General features: G+C 70.8%; 16 protein-coding genes and 1 pseudogene. 4 read left to right on the plus strand and 13 right to left on the minus strand.

Features of this window, described 5'->3' with window-relative positions:
* The 3 genes and pseudogenes from J7E68_RS07825 to J7E68_RS07835 form a co-directional block, all read right to left on the minus strand.
* Positions 1-409: pseudogene (locus tag J7E68_RS07825) on the minus strand (hypothetical protein); the annotation flags it as partial.
* 54 nt (positions 410-463) lie between these two features.
* Positions 464-1,774 carry a cellulase-like family protein gene (locus J7E68_RS07830; protein WP_215171457.1) on the minus strand — a complete coding sequence of 437 codons (1,311 nt, stop codon included), beginning with the start codon at positions 1,772-1,774 and terminating at the stop codon, positions 464-466.
* The gene (locus J7E68_RS07835) at positions 1,774-4,680 is read right to left on the minus strand and encodes a DUF5107 domain-containing protein (RefSeq protein WP_215171459.1); all 2,907 of its coding nucleotides are present in this window, start codon (positions 4,678-4,680) and stop codon (positions 1,774-1,776) included. The genes J7E68_RS07830 and J7E68_RS07835 overlap by 1 nt, the downstream gene beginning before the upstream one ends.
* A 90-nt stretch (positions 4,681-4,770) precedes the next feature.
* Here J7E68_RS07835 and J7E68_RS07840 point away from each other — a divergent pair, with 90 nt between their 5' ends.
* Entirely contained in the window at positions 4,771-5,652 is an 882-nt protein-coding gene (locus J7E68_RS07840; RefSeq protein WP_215171461.1) for an AraC family transcriptional regulator, read from the plus strand.
* A 9-nt stretch (positions 5,653-5,661) separates the two neighbouring features.
* Here the strand turns inward: J7E68_RS07840 and J7E68_RS07845 are convergent, their stop codons facing one another.
* The 8 genes from J7E68_RS07845 to J7E68_RS07880 form a co-directional block, all read right to left on the minus strand.
* Positions 5,662-8,022 (minus strand): beta-galactosidase, encoded by a 2,361-nt coding sequence (locus J7E68_RS07845; protein ID WP_215171463.1) that lies wholly within the window; start codon positions 8,020-8,022, stop codon positions 5,662-5,664.
* 149 nt (positions 8,023-8,171) lie between these two features.
* Positions 8,172-8,345 (minus strand): CsbD family protein, encoded by a 174-nt coding sequence (locus tag J7E68_RS07850; RefSeq protein ID WP_053098095.1) that lies wholly within the window; start codon positions 8,343-8,345, stop codon positions 8,172-8,174.
* Between the two features lie 111 nt (positions 8,346-8,456).
* Complete coding sequence (locus tag J7E68_RS07855) at positions 8,457-8,669, minus strand: hypothetical protein (protein ID WP_215171466.1); 213 nt, start codon at positions 8,667-8,669, stop codon at positions 8,457-8,459.
* Positions 8,670-8,716: 47 nt separating this feature from the next.
* A complete protein-coding gene (locus J7E68_RS07860) occupies positions 8,717-9,331 on the minus strand; it encodes a hypothetical protein (RefSeq protein ID WP_215171467.1) in 615 nt (204 codons plus the stop codon).
* Positions 9,328-9,912: a DUF6286 domain-containing protein gene (locus J7E68_RS07865; protein WP_215171469.1), complete on the minus strand. Its 585-nt coding sequence runs from the start codon at positions 9,910-9,912 to the stop codon at positions 9,328-9,330. The genes J7E68_RS07860 and J7E68_RS07865 overlap by 4 nt, the downstream gene beginning before the upstream one ends.
* The gene (locus J7E68_RS07870) at positions 9,909-10,304 is read right to left on the minus strand and encodes a hypothetical protein (protein ID WP_215171471.1); all 396 of its coding nucleotides are present in this window, start codon (positions 10,302-10,304) and stop codon (positions 9,909-9,911) included. Before J7E68_RS07870 ends, J7E68_RS07865 begins: the two co-directional genes overlap by 4 nt.
* The gene (locus J7E68_RS07875) at positions 10,304-10,492 is read right to left on the minus strand and encodes a DUF2273 domain-containing protein (RefSeq protein ID WP_215171473.1); all 189 of its coding nucleotides are present in this window, start codon (positions 10,490-10,492) and stop codon (positions 10,304-10,306) included. Before J7E68_RS07875 ends, J7E68_RS07870 begins: the two co-directional genes overlap by 1 nt.
* The gene (locus J7E68_RS07880) at positions 10,489-11,013 is read right to left on the minus strand and encodes an Asp23/Gls24 family envelope stress response protein (RefSeq protein ID WP_215171475.1); all 525 of its coding nucleotides are present in this window, start codon (positions 11,011-11,013) and stop codon (positions 10,489-10,491) included. Before J7E68_RS07880 ends, J7E68_RS07875 begins: the two co-directional genes overlap by 4 nt.
* 161 nt (positions 11,014-11,174) lie before the next feature.
* Between J7E68_RS07880 and J7E68_RS07885 the strand changes: the two genes are divergently transcribed.
* Positions 11,175-11,798 (plus strand): cysteine hydrolase family protein, encoded by a 624-nt coding sequence (locus J7E68_RS07885; RefSeq protein ID WP_251048763.1) that lies wholly within the window; start codon positions 11,175-11,177, stop codon positions 11,796-11,798.
* A 10-nt stretch (positions 11,799-11,808) separates the two neighbouring features.
* Positions 11,809-12,711 carry an SDR family NAD(P)-dependent oxidoreductase gene (locus J7E68_RS07890; RefSeq protein WP_215171477.1) on the plus strand — a complete coding sequence of 301 codons (903 nt, stop codon included), beginning with the start codon at positions 11,809-11,811 and terminating at the stop codon, positions 12,709-12,711.
* Positions 12,712-12,732: 21 nt separating this feature from the next.
* Here J7E68_RS07890 and J7E68_RS07895 read toward each other — a convergent pair whose 3' ends face one another.
* Together J7E68_RS07895 and J7E68_RS07900 are read right to left on the minus strand one after the other, a co-directional pair.
* Positions 12,733-13,548, minus strand: a complete 816-nt coding sequence (locus tag J7E68_RS07895; RefSeq protein ID WP_215171479.1) for a suppressor of fused domain protein — start codon at positions 13,546-13,548, stop codon at positions 12,733-12,735.
* Between the two features lie 60 nt (positions 13,549-13,608).
* Positions 13,609-13,980, minus strand: a complete 372-nt coding sequence (locus J7E68_RS07900; RefSeq protein WP_215171481.1) for a DUF4406 domain-containing protein — start codon at positions 13,978-13,980, stop codon at positions 13,609-13,611.
* A gap of 70 nt (positions 13,981-14,050) precedes the next feature.
* On the opposite strand from J7E68_RS07900, the gene J7E68_RS07905 reads away from it, so the two are divergent.
* Positions 14,051-14,800, plus strand: a complete 750-nt coding sequence (locus J7E68_RS07905) for a DeoR/GlpR family DNA-binding transcription regulator (RefSeq protein ID WP_215171484.1) — start codon at positions 14,051-14,053, stop codon at positions 14,798-14,800.
* Positions 14,801-14,962: the final 162 nt, after the last annotated feature.

Genomic DNA, 14,962 nt, shown 5'->3' on the forward strand with positions numbered 1-14,962 from the left:
GCGGCGCCTGCGCGGATGCCGAGACCAGGGGGATCGACACGAGCGTGTAGGTGATCGCCGCCGCGATCACCGCGGTCACGACGACCGATGCCGCCCAGAGCAGAGCCTGGCGTCGCGCGGACCAGCCCGACGGGCCGGAGGTCTCGGGCGTCGCATCCTCGTCGTCCCAGAGAGAATCCTCGCCCCACCCCTCGCCGCGGTCCGATCGGTCGACGTCGCCCTCGGCGAGGGATGCGGGCATCGGCTCGGTCGCCGGCCGGCCGCGTTCCCGCCTGATCGGTGCCGCCGTGCGTGCCGACTCCAGCTCCTGCAGTCGGTGCATCGCGGCGGGATCCGACGCGATGTCGGCACGGGGCCCGTAGGCGCGAGCGCGCAGCTCGCGCAGTTCATCGTCGAAAGTGGCGTCCATCCCCCGCATCGTCTCACGTCACGGCGGCGCATGCCCGAGACCCGCGCCTGCGCGTCACGCCCCGCCCGAGAGCACCCGCGCGTTCACCGTCCGCTGCCAGTCGCGCAGCGTCCACATCGGATGATGTGGCGCGGCGTTCGAGCACAGCACGACTCCCCAGACCCCGGCGCGGAGCGCAGCATCGACCCCGCACTCGGCGAACTCGAGCCCGTACTCGCTCTCTTCGTACCAGGCGTTCAGGGGCGTGTAGCCCAGCCAGCCCTCGCCGATCACGGCGGGCACCTGTCGCCAGTGCGCCCACGCTGCGACCGCCGCGACCCGCGATTCGATCTCGCGACGCATCATCAGCCGATAGGGGGCGGCATGCTCGTCGAGCCAGGCATCCCACAGCCCCGGATCCACCCAGTCGTAGCCGTAGATCATCTGGTCGGTGACGACCGTGGCCCGCAGCTTCCACTCGGCGGGCCGACCGTACTCGGCAGGGGTGGGAGCACCGACGACGAGCAGCGACCGCAGCATCGCATTCGGGAAGCCCTCCGACTGCTCGGAGCGGATGTCGATGAGCTGCTGCAGCGCGTCGAGCACGCCGTAGCTGTAGACGTGGAACTGCGCCGCTCCGAGAGCATCCGACACCTGGTGCATCGCCAGGTGCGGCGGCTTTCCGTAGCTCGCGGTGATGAGCAGATCAGGATGCTGCTGTCGCAGCCCCGCGAGTGCCCGCTCGCCCGACCCGGTCAGCGCCGGGAGGATCGAGAAGTCCACCTCGTTGTGCAGCTCGACGAGCGCGATCTGCGAGCGGAGTCCGAGGTCGGTGACCCAGTCGATGAGACGGCCCCATGCCCCCGCCAGGTGGTCGTACCGCTCAGCGAGCGGCACCGCGTCGATCGCGTCGAACCATGCGGACGATCGCGCGAAGCTCGGCGACTGCTGGTACTCCCAGCTCGCGAAGATCACGACGAGCCCGTGCCGCTTCGCCGCCTCCAACAGCTGACGCAGGCGATCGAGCAGGTCGATCCGATAGCCCCCCGGCACGTCGTACCAGCGGGTGCCGCGGCCGTAGTACCCACCGTCGGGAGCTGCACCGAGTCCCTCGATCTCGAGGTCGCGCGAGAGGTCCGACAGCTCGGGGTGGCCGAACAGCAGCAGCGGGGCGGCGCAGATGCGGATGCAGTTGTAGCCGAGATCCGCGGCGTCGGCGCAGGCCCCGTCGAGATCCGCATACGGCTCGCCCTCCCCCGCCCGCGAGTACCAGGAGAAGTCCCACAGCGTGATCGACAGCCGCGAAGGCAGATGCGCGGGCACGCCGGCCGGCACCGGGCGCCCTGCATCCGAGTCGTGCCCGGTGCCCAGATAGCGCTCGGTCATCAGAGCGCCTCGCGGGTGAACAGCAGCAGCTCGGGCAGGCCCGTCGCGAAATAGTCGGTCTCGCCCGACTCGTGGCGCGCCACGGGCGGCGTGAACGGGGTGCGGGCCTCGCCGAGGTTCGCCGGCGGGTCGGCGATCGGCAGTCCGAGAGCCGACAGGGTCGCGTCCCACGCGGCGAGCGCCTCGCCCTCGCCGCCCTCCCACGGCCGGAACTCGCGCCCGGTGAGGATCCCGTAGGCCCGTGTGGCCTCGCCGACGGCCAGCAGAAGCCGCACATAGGCAATCGCGAAGTCGTCGCGCGTCAGCACGAGCGGCTCGAGCGGCCGCAGTCGCTCGTATCGCGTGGCGTCGTCGTGCCCCAGTCGCGCGGCCAGCTGGTCCTGCTCGTATCGCAGACGGGCATCACCGGGCGCTGCGTCGACCGCCTGCTCGTACAGGGCCCAGGCGCGGTCGTCGTCATGCGTGACCGAGTAGGCGGCGAGCGCCGCATCGCGCAGCAGCACAGGGTGCCGCAGGCCGAGGTCGATCGCCGCATCCCACTCGGCCGCGGCCTCGGCCCGCCGACCCGACGCATAGAGCAGGGTTCCGCGCAGCATCCGCGCGGTGGCGTCGTCGGGTTCGGCGGCGATCGCCCGGTCGAGGGCGTCGAGCGCGTCGAGTCCTGACGGGAAGGCCCAGGTGAGGTCCGCCTCGCGCGCCCGCTGCCGGTGTGCGGCGGCCTCGGCCGGCCGTCCCTCCGCATCGAGGATTCCCGCCGCGAGATAGTGGGCGACCGGGCCGAGGTTTCCGCTCGGGCTCACCGCAGCCGACTGCACCCGGTCGAGCAGCAGCAGGGCGGACGCCGCGTCACCGGCGTCGCGCACCTCGAGCGCCACGTCGAGCAGGATCCCGGGGTCCTGGATGTCGTGTCCGGCCAGGAACCGGAGGGTGGCTGCGAGGGGGTCTGCGGCGAGCGCACGGTCGAGCACCCGCTGCGCCTCCGCGTCTCGTCCGGAGCGGCGGAGGAGGATCGCCCGCAGCGCGATGCGCCGCGGATCGTGCGCGGCGACCTCGTCGAGCTCGTCGAGCACGCGCATCGCGGCGCGATCCTGGCCCTGGTGCGCGAGCGACTGGGCGAGCGCGAACCCGGCGGGCGCGGCCCACGCGCCATCCCAGCCTGCCTTGCCGAAGGCCCGCTGCGCCTCGACCACGTGGCCGAGGCGGGACTGCACGAGACCGAGCAGATAGAACGCCTCGGCGTCGACCGGGTTCGCGTTGCGTCGGGTCAGGCGGGTGACGGCCGTGCGCACATGCGCGAGGGCCTCCTCGTAGCACCCCTGTCGGTACAGCCGGTCGGCCACCGCCAGGTTGGTGCGGGCATCGCCGGGATCCCGTTCGAGCGCGGCGCGCCAGTAGGGCATCGGCGACCGGGTCGGATGCCGGTACTGGCTGAGGTGCAGACCGGTGAGATACAGCTCTTCGACCGACTCGGTGGCCTCGGGCGACGGCGGCTCCTCGGCGACCCAGGGCTCATCGGAATCGACCACCGTCGGCGCCCACCGCACCAGCACGCGCCCGTCGGCGTCGAGCACCCGCACCTCGAGGTCGTCGTCGTGGCCGCGCCCGCGCGTGCGCACGACTGCGGGCACGCCGGGATCCAGGTCGACGGCGTGGGTCTCGACCGGCTCGCCCGCAGACTCGACCAGCACCCGCGCACCGGGACGGCGGGCGGTCGCCGCCACCGAGACGACCAGGTCGTCGCCGTCGCGGTCGATGTGCACCGCGGCATCCGGTGTCGCCTGGTGCACGACTCCGATCGCGGGCACCGGATACCAGTACTGCGTGAAGGTCTTCGTCTCGCCCGGCAGCAGCCACGAGAAGTCCGGCTGATTGTCGGTGTAGACGCCCGCCATCAGCTCGACGTAGGGGCCGTCGGCGTCGGTCAGCTGCGCATCCCACGCGTGGCCGAAGGCCGCATCGCCCCAGGTCCACATCTTCTTGCCCGGCGACACCCGACGCTCGGCCCAGTGCACGAACCCGGCCCCTGCGGCGTGGTCGTAGCCGCCGAAGAAGTCCTGCTGCGAGTCGACGATCATGTACGACGTCGGCACGGGGATGTTGCGGTACCAGTCGATCCGATCGGCGCCGGGGGCCTCCGCCGCGCGAGCCGGGTAGTCGACGCCGTAGTACGGGCGATCCGCCGCCGGGAACGAGGTGAGCGCGCGGCGGGCGTGGTCGGCCACGTGGCGCACGTCTTCGGGGAAGAACGCCTGGTAGTCGTCATGCACCCGGGCCGCGACATTCGCCCACCAGAGGAAGCTCTGGCGGTCCTTCGTGCGGTTGTGCAGCCGCACCGCGAGCTCGACCACCGAGCTGCCCGGCCGCAGGCGCACGCCGTGCTGCGCCGACATGCGGGCGAACGGATCATGGTCATGGCACCAGAGGGTGACCGTGCCGTCGTCGTCGGTCTCGATGCTCGTCTCGACCGGCAGGTAGGTCGCGGGCCTGTGGTGCTGCGGCCAGTTGAACTCGACCCCACCGCTGATCCACGGACCCGCGAGCCCCACGAGAGCGGGCTTGATCACGGTGTTGCGATAGAAGAAGTCGTAGCCGGTGACCTTGTCGTACCCGACGTGGATGCGCCCGCCGAGCTCGGGCAGCACGACGAGGCGCACGTACTCGTTCTCGAGGTGAACGGCGTCCCATTCGCGCGGAGCCGGCTGGTGGTCGACGCTCTCGATGAAGGGGATCGGATACACCGATCCGCTCGACCCCTGGTAGACGCGGTGATCGAGGAACATCGGATACGGGCTCGGCGCCCCGGTCTCGTAGGTCGCGATCGTGAGCGGTTCGCGCCAGGCCACGGGCCGACCGGCCTCGAGGGTCGGCCTGAGCCCCTGCGGCACCTCGGGAAGCTCGATCGTCATGGTTCTCCTCCGACTCGGCGGCCCCCGTCGGCCGCTCTTCGAGGCTACGAGCACCGCGGCACCCTCGGTATGGTGAGAACGAGGGATGACATGGACGAAACGACGCAACGCACCGCCGCGCCCCGTGCTGAGGGCTTCACCGATCAGCGACTCTGCGTGGTGCCGCGCCCCCAGGTCGAGCACGCGCTCGCCGCGCCCGTCACGCGGCGCCTCACCGTCACCGATGCGGGCCTGTTCCCCCACGCCGAGGGCCATCTTCGCCAGCGCCCGCACGGGGCATCCGAGACGATCGTGCTGGTCTGCGTGGGCGGCGCGGGGGTGGTGACGTTCGGCGGCGACGAGTATGCACTCGGCCCCGGCGCGAGCATCGCGATCCCTGCCGGCACCCCGCACGAGTACCGCGCCTCTGACCTCGCCCCATGGACGATCTGGTGGCTGCACGTGCGAGGAACGGATGCGGCCGAGCTGACGACGCCCGCGGGCGCCTCTCGGCTGGTGCGGCTGCGCGCGGTCGATCGCGTGGTGGCGCTGTTCGACGAGCTCGTCACACTGCTCGAGCGTCGCATCTCGCCCGCGCACCTGCTGGCGGCATCCGGCATCGCCTGGAATCTGCTCACGCGCATCACGGTCGACAGCACGCTGCCCGCCCAGGGCTCACCGCTCGAGCGGGCGATGCGCTACCTCGAGACGCGCATCGACGGCAGCATCCAGGTCGCAGATCTCGCCGCCCTCGTCGGACTGTCGCCCTCGCACCTGAGCGCGCTGTTCCGTCAGACGACCGGCAGCGGGCCGGCGGCCTTCCACACCTCGCTCAAGATGGGCAGGGCGCGGGCGCTGCTCGACACGACCGGCCTGTCGGTCGCCGAGATCGCCGCAGCGGTGGGCTACGCCGATCCGCTGTACTTCTCGCGGCAGTTCCGCCGTGTTCACGACGTGAGCCCCACGATCTACCGCGCCCAGCACAAGGGCTGAGCGCCCGCGTCACGGCGTCGTTCGCACCCGCGCGTATCGGCGCACGAGCAAGGCCGCCTCCTCCACCCGCAGCACCGGATCGCCGGCCGCCGGCCTGACGCGGGGGTCGACGTGCACGGGAGACGCGGGATCCCACGCGAAAGCCTCGAGACGGATCGGATGCTCGGCGAGCAGGTCGCGATACCCGCTGAGATCGACCTCGAGAGCACGTCCCGACCAGAACTGATCGGCGATCAGACGGTCGCCGATGTGCAGACGCATGACGTCGCCGACCCAGTCGAGCCGCAGCACCACCTGGTCGGCATCGACGCCGATCCCGCTCGGAACGAGCATCTCGACCACCGAGGCCTCGGCGAAGTCGGCCTCCGTCGGGGCGGCGAAGCGCGACGCCGACCCTCCGACCCTCGGGGCGAACACGGGCGCTGCCGGGAAGACCGGCGGCGCCAGATCGTGACGAGCATCTGCCGCCTCGACCACCGCGCGTCGGAACTCGACGCCGGATCGGTCGGCGCGCTCGGTCAGAACGAGCGCCTCGGCGTCGGCGGCCTGCCTCTCGGCGACGAAGTCGGTGTCGTCGAACCAGCCGCCGTGCGGCCAGATCACCACGCTGTCGATGCCGTTCACGGGTCCGCGCCAGATGGCATCCGCCGTGGCGCTGTCGAGAATCACGAGGGTCGTGCGCCCCACCTGCACGCGGCAGTCGGCACCGGGAGCCGAATCGGGGCGGATCACGAGTCGCCCGTCATCGTTCACCGTCGTGCTCGCTCCCCGCACGACGCGCGGTGCGACGTCATCGATCTGGATCTCGACCTCGATGCCGTCGCTCGCTGCCAGGACCACCACCTCGTGGTCGCCGATGCGGATCTCGGTGATCGGCTGCGCCGTCGCGCTCACGGCCGACAGGTCGCCGAGCGGCTGGCGGAGCGGCCAGAAGAAGGACGATCCGGAAGGCACGGTGATCGGGTCGCTCGGGACGCGCACCGCCGCATCGCGTCCGCCGATCTCGAACGTCACGGCCTCGACCGCATCGAGCGGCGAGAGTGCGGGCTGGTGCGTGTTGACGAACAGGAATCCTCGGTCGCCGTCGCCACGCACCGACCAGCGCAGGCCGCCCGGATCCGACGGCCCGATCCGCGCCGGGCAGGTCGCGAGCCGATCGCCGAACGCCGAGAGGAAGAGGTGCTGGCGTCGCAGCTGGTGAAAGTGCGGGCGCTGCGTGCCCGCGGCGCCGATCGGCGCGAAGAAGTCGTAGTCGCGCACGGGGACGTCATTCGGATACCCGGTCGCCTGCGACTCCTGCGTCGTCGAGAGCGCACCCTCGAAGTGGAGTCCGCCGTGGAACATGTAATAGCCCTGCCAGGCCGATCCGCTGCCGAGCTTGGTCAGCGCGAGCGCGGCGACATCCTGCGCGTCGACGAGCGGCCGCCGGTGATAGGCGGTCGCCATGCCGCTGCCCAGCTCGCAGGTCGCATACGGCCAGGGGTCGCTCGTGCCGCGGTCGCCGGCCGCATCGACGTCGGCGGGCGTGACGCGCAGGTCGGCGCCGACCGAGAGGTCGTCTCGCACGTCGCTGAACGTGAAGTGCTGTCGCCCGAACTCCGGCCACCCGGTGTCGGACTCCTCCCAGAACCCGTCGGCGTACCCCGCATAGACGGGCAGGAACCTCCCCGGCGGCAGGTGAGCACCACCCCACCCGGTGGCTGTGAAGAGGCTGGCGCCGAGGCCGACCGACTCGGCGATCGTGCGCAGCGTCGACAGGTGCTGGGGCTGGTCGTACAGCTCGTTCTCGATCTGGATGCCGATGATCGGCGCATCCGGATCCTCGGCACGATGCACGAGATCTGCCACCTGCCCGGCGATCGCGGCGTACCAGCGACTCGCCACCTCGAGATAGGCGGGGTCGTCGGTGCGATGGGCGATGTCGCGAGCCTGCAGCCAGTCGGGAAGACCGCCGTTGCGCGTCTCGCCGTGCGCCCAGGGACCGATCCGCAGCACGACATCGAGGCCGACCCGATCGGCGATCTGCACGAACTCCCGCAGGTCGCGGTCGCCGTCCCAGCGGAACTCTCCCTCGACCTCTTCGTGCGCCAGCCAGAAGACGTACGTGGCGAGCACGTCGATGCCGCCCGCCCGCATCTTGCGCAGCTCGCGCTCCCACACCTCGCCACGATCGCGCACGAAGTGGTACTCCCCCATCACCGGGATCCACGGCCTGCCGTCTCGGCTCAGATACCGGTCGGTCACCTCGATGCGGCGAGAGACGTCGGCACCGTCGCCGAGGTCGAGGGCCGCGGGCACCGGTGCGGTCGGTCGCGGAAGATCGACGCGATATCGCGCCTCGGTCGAAGTCGTCGTCGTCGAGGAAGTCATCACTCGACCGTACGCATGCTCGCGGAGCGAGCGACAGGGGCGAAGCGACGGGATGGCTGGAGAGAACGACGGATGCCGTCAGCATCCGCTCCCGCACACAGCGACGGGCGGGTGGAGCGTGACACCGCTCCACCCGCCCGTCGGGGGTCTTACTTCTTGAACGCGTCCTTGACGTTCTCGCCGGCCTTCTTGGCGTCGGCCTTGACCTGGTCGGCCTTGCCTTCGGCAGCGAGCTTGTCGTTGTCGGTCGCGTTGCCGATCGCTTCCTTCGCCTTGCCGGCGATGTCCTGAGCGGCGTTCTTGATCTTGTCATCGAGTCCCATGAGGAGCTCCTTTCGTGAGGGGTGATCGTGACGACGGGAGGATTCCCGGCGTCTTATCGTCGTTGCACTACGCGACCGACGATAAGTTCGTGCGGCTCGGTGAGCCGTGAGTCAGCGGCGCACCTTGTCGAGCGCCTTCTCGGCGGCCTTCGCCGCCTTCTTCGCGGCCTTGGCGCGTTCCTTCTTCGCCTTCGGGTCGTTCCACATGCGCACCAGCTGGTGCCGCACCGTCTCGCCCTTGTTGACCTGCACGGTGGCTGCCCGGCTGCCCACGACGTAGGCGACGAAGGCCACGGCGCCGATGAGGAGGATCTTGTTTCGCATGATGCTGATTCCTGCTTCCTGGAGGTGAGAGGTGCGGCGTCGCGCGGTCAGGACAGTCGACGCTGATCGTGGGCGAGTCGCGCCCGCAGACCGGTGTGGATCGAGACGAAGGTCGCGGTCTCGCGGCCGGTGAGGGTGGCGAGGTTGGCGAGCAGACGGTCGATGTGGTCGATCAGCTCGCGCGGGTCGGTGTTCTGCCGGGGCGTGAGGGCCACGTGCAGCACAGGTTCGCGGCGGATGTCGTTGGCGGTGACCTGAGCCGACAGGATCTCATCGCGACCCGCGAGCGAGTTCTTGACCGCATCCGACACGAACGATTCGGTGACGGTGACGCGGCCGAGCGGGTTCTGCGCTCCCGACGAGCGGATCGCCGTCTTCGAACGGCGGCCCGCGACGCTGGTGAGGGCGACGATCAGCAGCACGATCACGACGAGGATCCCGGCGACGGCGCCGACGCCGACCCACGAGAGGCTGCCGCCCGCGATCGCCGTCGCGGCGATCGCCTGGTCGAGCCACGAGCGGGCATCCGTGCCGGCCGACGTCCAGATGTCGGTGGCGGTCGGCCAGCTCATGATCGCGATGCCGAGGGCACCGAGCCCCAGGAAGAGCACGCCGATGATGAGCAGCAGGGTGCGGTTCAACGCACGGTTCGTGTCGTTCACAGCTCGTCTTCCTTCTCGCTGGGGCGCTCGATGCGCACGCGGGTGCGCACGTTCCGCGTCAGTCGGTAGGTCTGCAGTTCGGCCTCGGCGGCCGCCTGCACCTCGTTCTTGTCGAGCGGGACGCCGGCACCCGGCCGCACCGAGACGTCGACGCTGCGATGGCCGACCCCGACGGTGATGTCCTCGCGGGCGAGACCCGTCTCGTCCGAGAGGTGCTGGGCGAGGGCACTGGCGATCACGCCGTTGTCGACGACGACGGCGCGGTCACCCGCGTCGAGCGTGTGCCTCGACAGGCGACCGGGAGTGACGGCCAGCCAGATCAGGATGACGCCGATCAGGGCGAGCACCACGCTGCCGGCGATCACGAGACCGGCCGGCTGCGCCGTGGGCAGTCCCACCAGCCATCCGCCGGCCGCCGCGGGGCCGAGCAGGAGTGCGGGCTGGGCTGCGAGGCTCAGCACGATCTCGAGCCCGATGTACGCGAGGGCGAGGATGAGGAGGATGACCGCGACGAACATCGCGACGGTGCGCGGTGAATGCGTCTCGCGCCTTATGACGCGACGAAGGACGGGGGTGCTCATCGCACTCGTCTCCTCTCGGGGATGGTGGCACCGGTGATGGTGAGGGTGATGCGGGTGACGTCTCGGCCGAGGATGCCGCTGAGGCTCTCCTGCAGCTGCTCCTGCAGCTGGCGGGCCCGGTCGAGGACGGGGACGCTCTGGGCGATCGCAACCGAGTCGTCGAGATCGGGAACGGGAAGCGGAGTCGCGATGCGTACCGCGATCCCGCCGGAGTGCTCGACGACGTCGACCTTCACGTCACCGCGCGGCACGCCGATCAGGGTTGCGGACGCCTTCTCGGTGACCGTGCGGTAGACGCGGTCCTTCACGTCGATGCGCCCCGGGACGGTGGCCTCTGCGGTGGCGGCCCGCGCGGGGCCGCCACCTGCGGCGATGTGCTGGTCGACGCGCATCAGGAGGTGCGCCGCCCTGTGAAGGCGTCAGCGAGACCGCGGACGTCGAGCTTTCCCGAGGCGATCCGGCCGATCAGGGCGCCGATGCCTGCGAACAGGGCCATGAGGAGGAATCCCCAGAACCCGAACAGGAGGGCGGCCAGGGCCAGAAGTGCGCCGATCAGGGCGCCGGTGGCGGTGGGGGTCATGAGACTCGCGACTCCTCGTTCTCCTGGTTGTCGTCACCGGGCACGTGCACGTCGTTGACCTCGACGTTGACCTCGACGACCTCGAGACCCACGAGGCGGGTGATCGCTCCGGCCACGGCGGCGCGCACGTTGCTCGCGACCTCCTGGATGGGGGCCGGGTACTCGACGACGATCGTCAGGTCGGCAGCGGCCTGCGTCTCGCCGACCTCGACCTTGACGCCCTGCGAGAGGTCGGTGGCGTTGATGACGTCGCGGATGGCGCCGAAGGCGCGCGCTCCACCGCCGCCGAGTGCGTAGACGCCGGCGACCTCACGGGCGGCGATGCCTGCGACCTTGGCGACGACACCGTCAGCGATGACCGTCTTGCCCGCGGCCGAGGTGTCGGCGGGGATCCGCGACGCCGAGAAGCCCGACGTGCGGTCGACGCGCGAGCCCGACGCGGCAGGCTTCGGTGCGGCGGAAGTCTGGGCCAGCTCCTTCTCGGCGGGGCTGGTGGGGGTGTTCTGATCCTGAGTTGCCATGACCATTCCTTCGTCTCACGGTGTGCCGACCGGGCCGCGATGGCCTCGGCGGGAGCGTGTGTGGGTCGCTCACAGATAGGACGAGGGTCGAGCGCGATTCGTCACAGATTCGTCGGAGAATCTTTCGCCGCACATGCGAGACGGCAGAAAAGAGGCGGGCGATGACCGCGCAGCCACTGGCCGACCCGGTCGACTGCCGCGAGGATGGTCTGATGAACCGCGACTCCGCCACCGCCCTTCTCGTCATCGACGCCCAGGAGTCGTTCCGCCAGCGGCCCGACGAATGGGCGGCGACCGCCAACCCGGCCGTGATCGAGAACATCGCCCGACTCGTCGACCACGCACGCCGTGTCGGCGACCCTGTCGTGTGGGTCACCCACGCGGAGGCGGCCTCGGGCGGCGTGTTCGACCCCGAGCTCGGGTTCGTCAGAGTCTTCGACGAGCTCGACCCGCGCGCCGACGAGGTCGCGGTCACGAAGTCCACAGCCAACGCCTTCACCTCGACCGATCTCGAGCAGCGGCTGCAGCGCCTCGGCGTCTACCGCGTCGTCGTGTGCGGCATCCGCACCGAGCAGTGCTGCGAGACGACGGCCCGGATGGCGAGCGACCTCGGGTTCGAGGTGGACTTCGTGACGGATGCGACCACGACCTCGCCGATCGCGGCGAGCGGCGGACTCGCCGCACTGTCGGGCGACGACATCATGAGGCGCACCGAGAGCATCCTCGCGGCGCGCGAGTTCGCGACGGTGGTCCGCACGGCCGACCGGGTGGGAGTCTCCGCCTAGGTTGGAGGGCATGCCCTCCTCGCTCGCGCTCCCCGATCTCACCGGCCGCACGGTCCTCGTCACCGGAGCAAATGCGGGCATCGGCTACTGGTGCGCCGAGATCCTCGCCCAGCACGGCGCCCGGGTCCTGCTCGGATGCCGGTCGGCAGGGCGGGCCGAGACCGCGGCGTCGTCGATCCGCGCGCAGGTGCCCGGCGCCGACATAGGCATCGTTCCCGTCGATCTCGGGTCGCTCGTGAGCATCGCGTCGGCCGCCGCATCGGTCGAGGAGCGCCTCGACGCCGTGATCTGCAACGCCGGGGTGAAGGCTGCGGATCGCAGCGCCCGCACCGCCGACGGTCTCGATCTGATGGCCGGCACGAACTTCCTGGGTCACTTCGCCCTCCTCGCGCAGCTCGGTGACGCCCTCGCCGACGATGCGCGGGTCGTCGCCGTGGGGTCGCTGGCTCATCGCTTCGCCGAGATCGACCCGGCCACGCTCTCGCAGCCGTGGAGCGGGCCGTCCCTGCGGCAGTACGGCAGGTCGAAGGCCGCGCTGATGGCCTTCGCGTTCGAGCTGAACCGCCGGTGGCGCGGAACGGCGCGGGCAGCACTGTGCGCGCATCCCGGCTATGCGGTCGATCCCCTCACCCCGTACCGCGACGGTCTCGCCGAGGTCTCCTCCACGATGCGCGCTCTCGCGTCGCTCAGCCGCCCGTTCGTGCAGGGCAAGGATGCCGGCGCCGCACCGATCGTGCACGCGGCGGTCGCCGCCGATGCCACGGGTGGCGATTACTGGGGGCCGGGCGGGCTGCTCGAGTTCCGGGGCGCGCCCGCGCGCGTCACCGCGAGCGCGCAGGTGCGGTCGGTCGATGTGGGTGTGGAACTGTGGGCCGTCGCCGAGGAGCTGACAGGCGTGCGCTTCGCGACCTGACGGACGTCGGTCTCGTGCGGTTCAGTCCGCCTCGAGCACGTAGGCGCCCGAGGCGTCGGTGAACATCCCGGTCTGCCCCGGCTTCGCCTCGCGCACGAATCCGGCGACCCACGGGAAGCGCGCCACGAACGAGTCGACCGACCACACCTCGTGGTTCGCGGAGTCGTTCATGTACGCCTCGGACTCGAGCCCGGTGACGGACTGCAGGTCGCGCCCGGTGAACGTGATCCAGCGCGGCGGATGCTCGGCGTGCAGCTTCGAGAGGAAGACGGGCGCGTTGCCGGCCAGTCCCGGAGCCGAGACGGTGTCGTCTCTCGTGACATCGAGCAGGGCATCCACCGATCCGGCGGCCGCGACGAGCGCATCCCACCCCTGGGCGGACGCGAACGCCGCCTCGGCATCCGTGAGCAGGCGGAGGGTGCGCACGTGGCCGAGCAGCGCGCCGTCGGCCGTGCGCACCTCGTCGAACGATGCCCCCCACCGCGACGGCGACGTCATGATCGCCGAGATCCGCGTGCCGGTGAGGAACGGCTCGCTGTTGCGCCAGGGCGCTCCGACCGGCGGCACTCGCCTGTTCGCGGCCATGTCGTCGCAGACGATGCCGAGCGCGACGCGGGCAGCCCCCTGCTGGCCGTCGATCACCTCGACGGCGAGTTCGACGCGTTCACCCGAGTCGGTCGGCATCAGCGACGCCCCCGACGTCATGATCGTGATGGGGCCGCCCGCCGGGCTCTTCTCGACCACCCGGATCGCCCCGCCGATGCGGTCTTCCCACGCGATGGGGTCGGCGCCGAGCGAATCGAAGACGTGTCGAGGGAATTCCATGCCGTCAGTCATCGCCCCAGTCTCACAGGAGCGCACCGGTCGCGGCCAGTCCGGGTGCGAGACCGGGCCGCGTCAGGCGGCAGCATCCTCCCGGGCCGGAATCTCCTCGAGCGCCCGATATACCGGAAGGCCACGCTCGAGGGCGATCTTCACGTCCATGTCGGCGCCCGCCGAATCCCCGGGCAGGCGCAGCACGGCATCGCAGTGCTGCAGCAGCCGGTGGGCGGTCTCGTACATGACGTCGCCCTCGGCGGCATCCGTCTCATCCATGCCTCGGAGGATCGGCAGCGCGACCCACTCGCCGATCATCGGCACGTGGCCGAGGCGATGGATGGGGGCCGCGGCTCGTTCGAGGATCTCGAGGTTGCGGGCGATCAGAGCGGGGTCGCCGCCGGTCCCCGAGCGATAGGGGCCAGCGATCAGGATCAGGAGTGGAGTTGTCATGGAGAAGACTGTAACGTTAACCGTGCAAGAACATGCAACTTCGTGAGACAACATGAATGGATGAGCTCGGATGCTGGGCGCACAGCGCAAAGACCATCTGCGGGAGATCCTCCGCAGAGACGGCCGGGTGGTGGCGAAGGACGTCGCCCTCGATCTCGAGGTGTCGGAGGACTCGATCCGTCGCGACCTGCGCGAGCTCGCCGAGGCGGGCGAGCTGGTGCGCGTCTACGGAGGCGCCCTGCCGATCCCGGCTGCCGACCGGCCCGTCGACCAGCGGTCGTCCCTCGCCACGGCGAGCAAGGAGCGAGTGGCTTCGCGCGCCGTGTCACTGATCGAGCCGGGGTCGACGATCGTGCTCGATGCCGGCACCACCACTCTCGCGATGGCGCGCATGCTGCCCCATGGCGCAGACCTCACCGTCATCACCCCGAGTCCCGCCGTGGCCCTCGCCACAGCCGAGCACTCGGCGGCGCGCATCGTGATGATCGGCGGCGAGCTGGCACGCTTCTCGATGGTCGCGAGCGGACCCTTGGCCATCGAAGCCGTGCAGCACCTCGCGGCCGACCTCTTCTTCCTCGGCGTCACCGGCGTCGACCCGGTGCGCGGGCTCACCACCGGCAACCTCGACGACGCGGTCACCAAGCGGGCGATCGCCGCCCGATGCACCAAGACCTTCGCACTCGGCAGCGAAGAGAAGATCGGAGCGACCTCGCGTTTCCCGGTTCTCGGCCTCGACGCCGTCGCCGGCGTGATCGTCGATCCTCTCGATGAGAACCTCGCCATCGCCGAGCTCGCGGAGCGCGTCGCCGTGCTCCGCTGAGCCCGTCTCCCGCCGCGGGCGCCCCGGCTCCCGCCTCGGGCGCCCCGTCTCCCGCCTCGGGCGCCCCGTCTCTCGCCGCGGGCACAACTTCGGACGGATGCCGCCAACGCGCCGTCGAAGGCACGGCCGACCCGGCGTGTCGCCGCCAGCCTCCGAAGCCGT

The organism is Microbacterium sp. ISL-103 (genome assembly GCF_018613995.1).
Classification (GTDB): domain Bacteria; phylum Actinomycetota; class Actinomycetes; order Actinomycetales; family Microbacteriaceae; genus Microbacterium.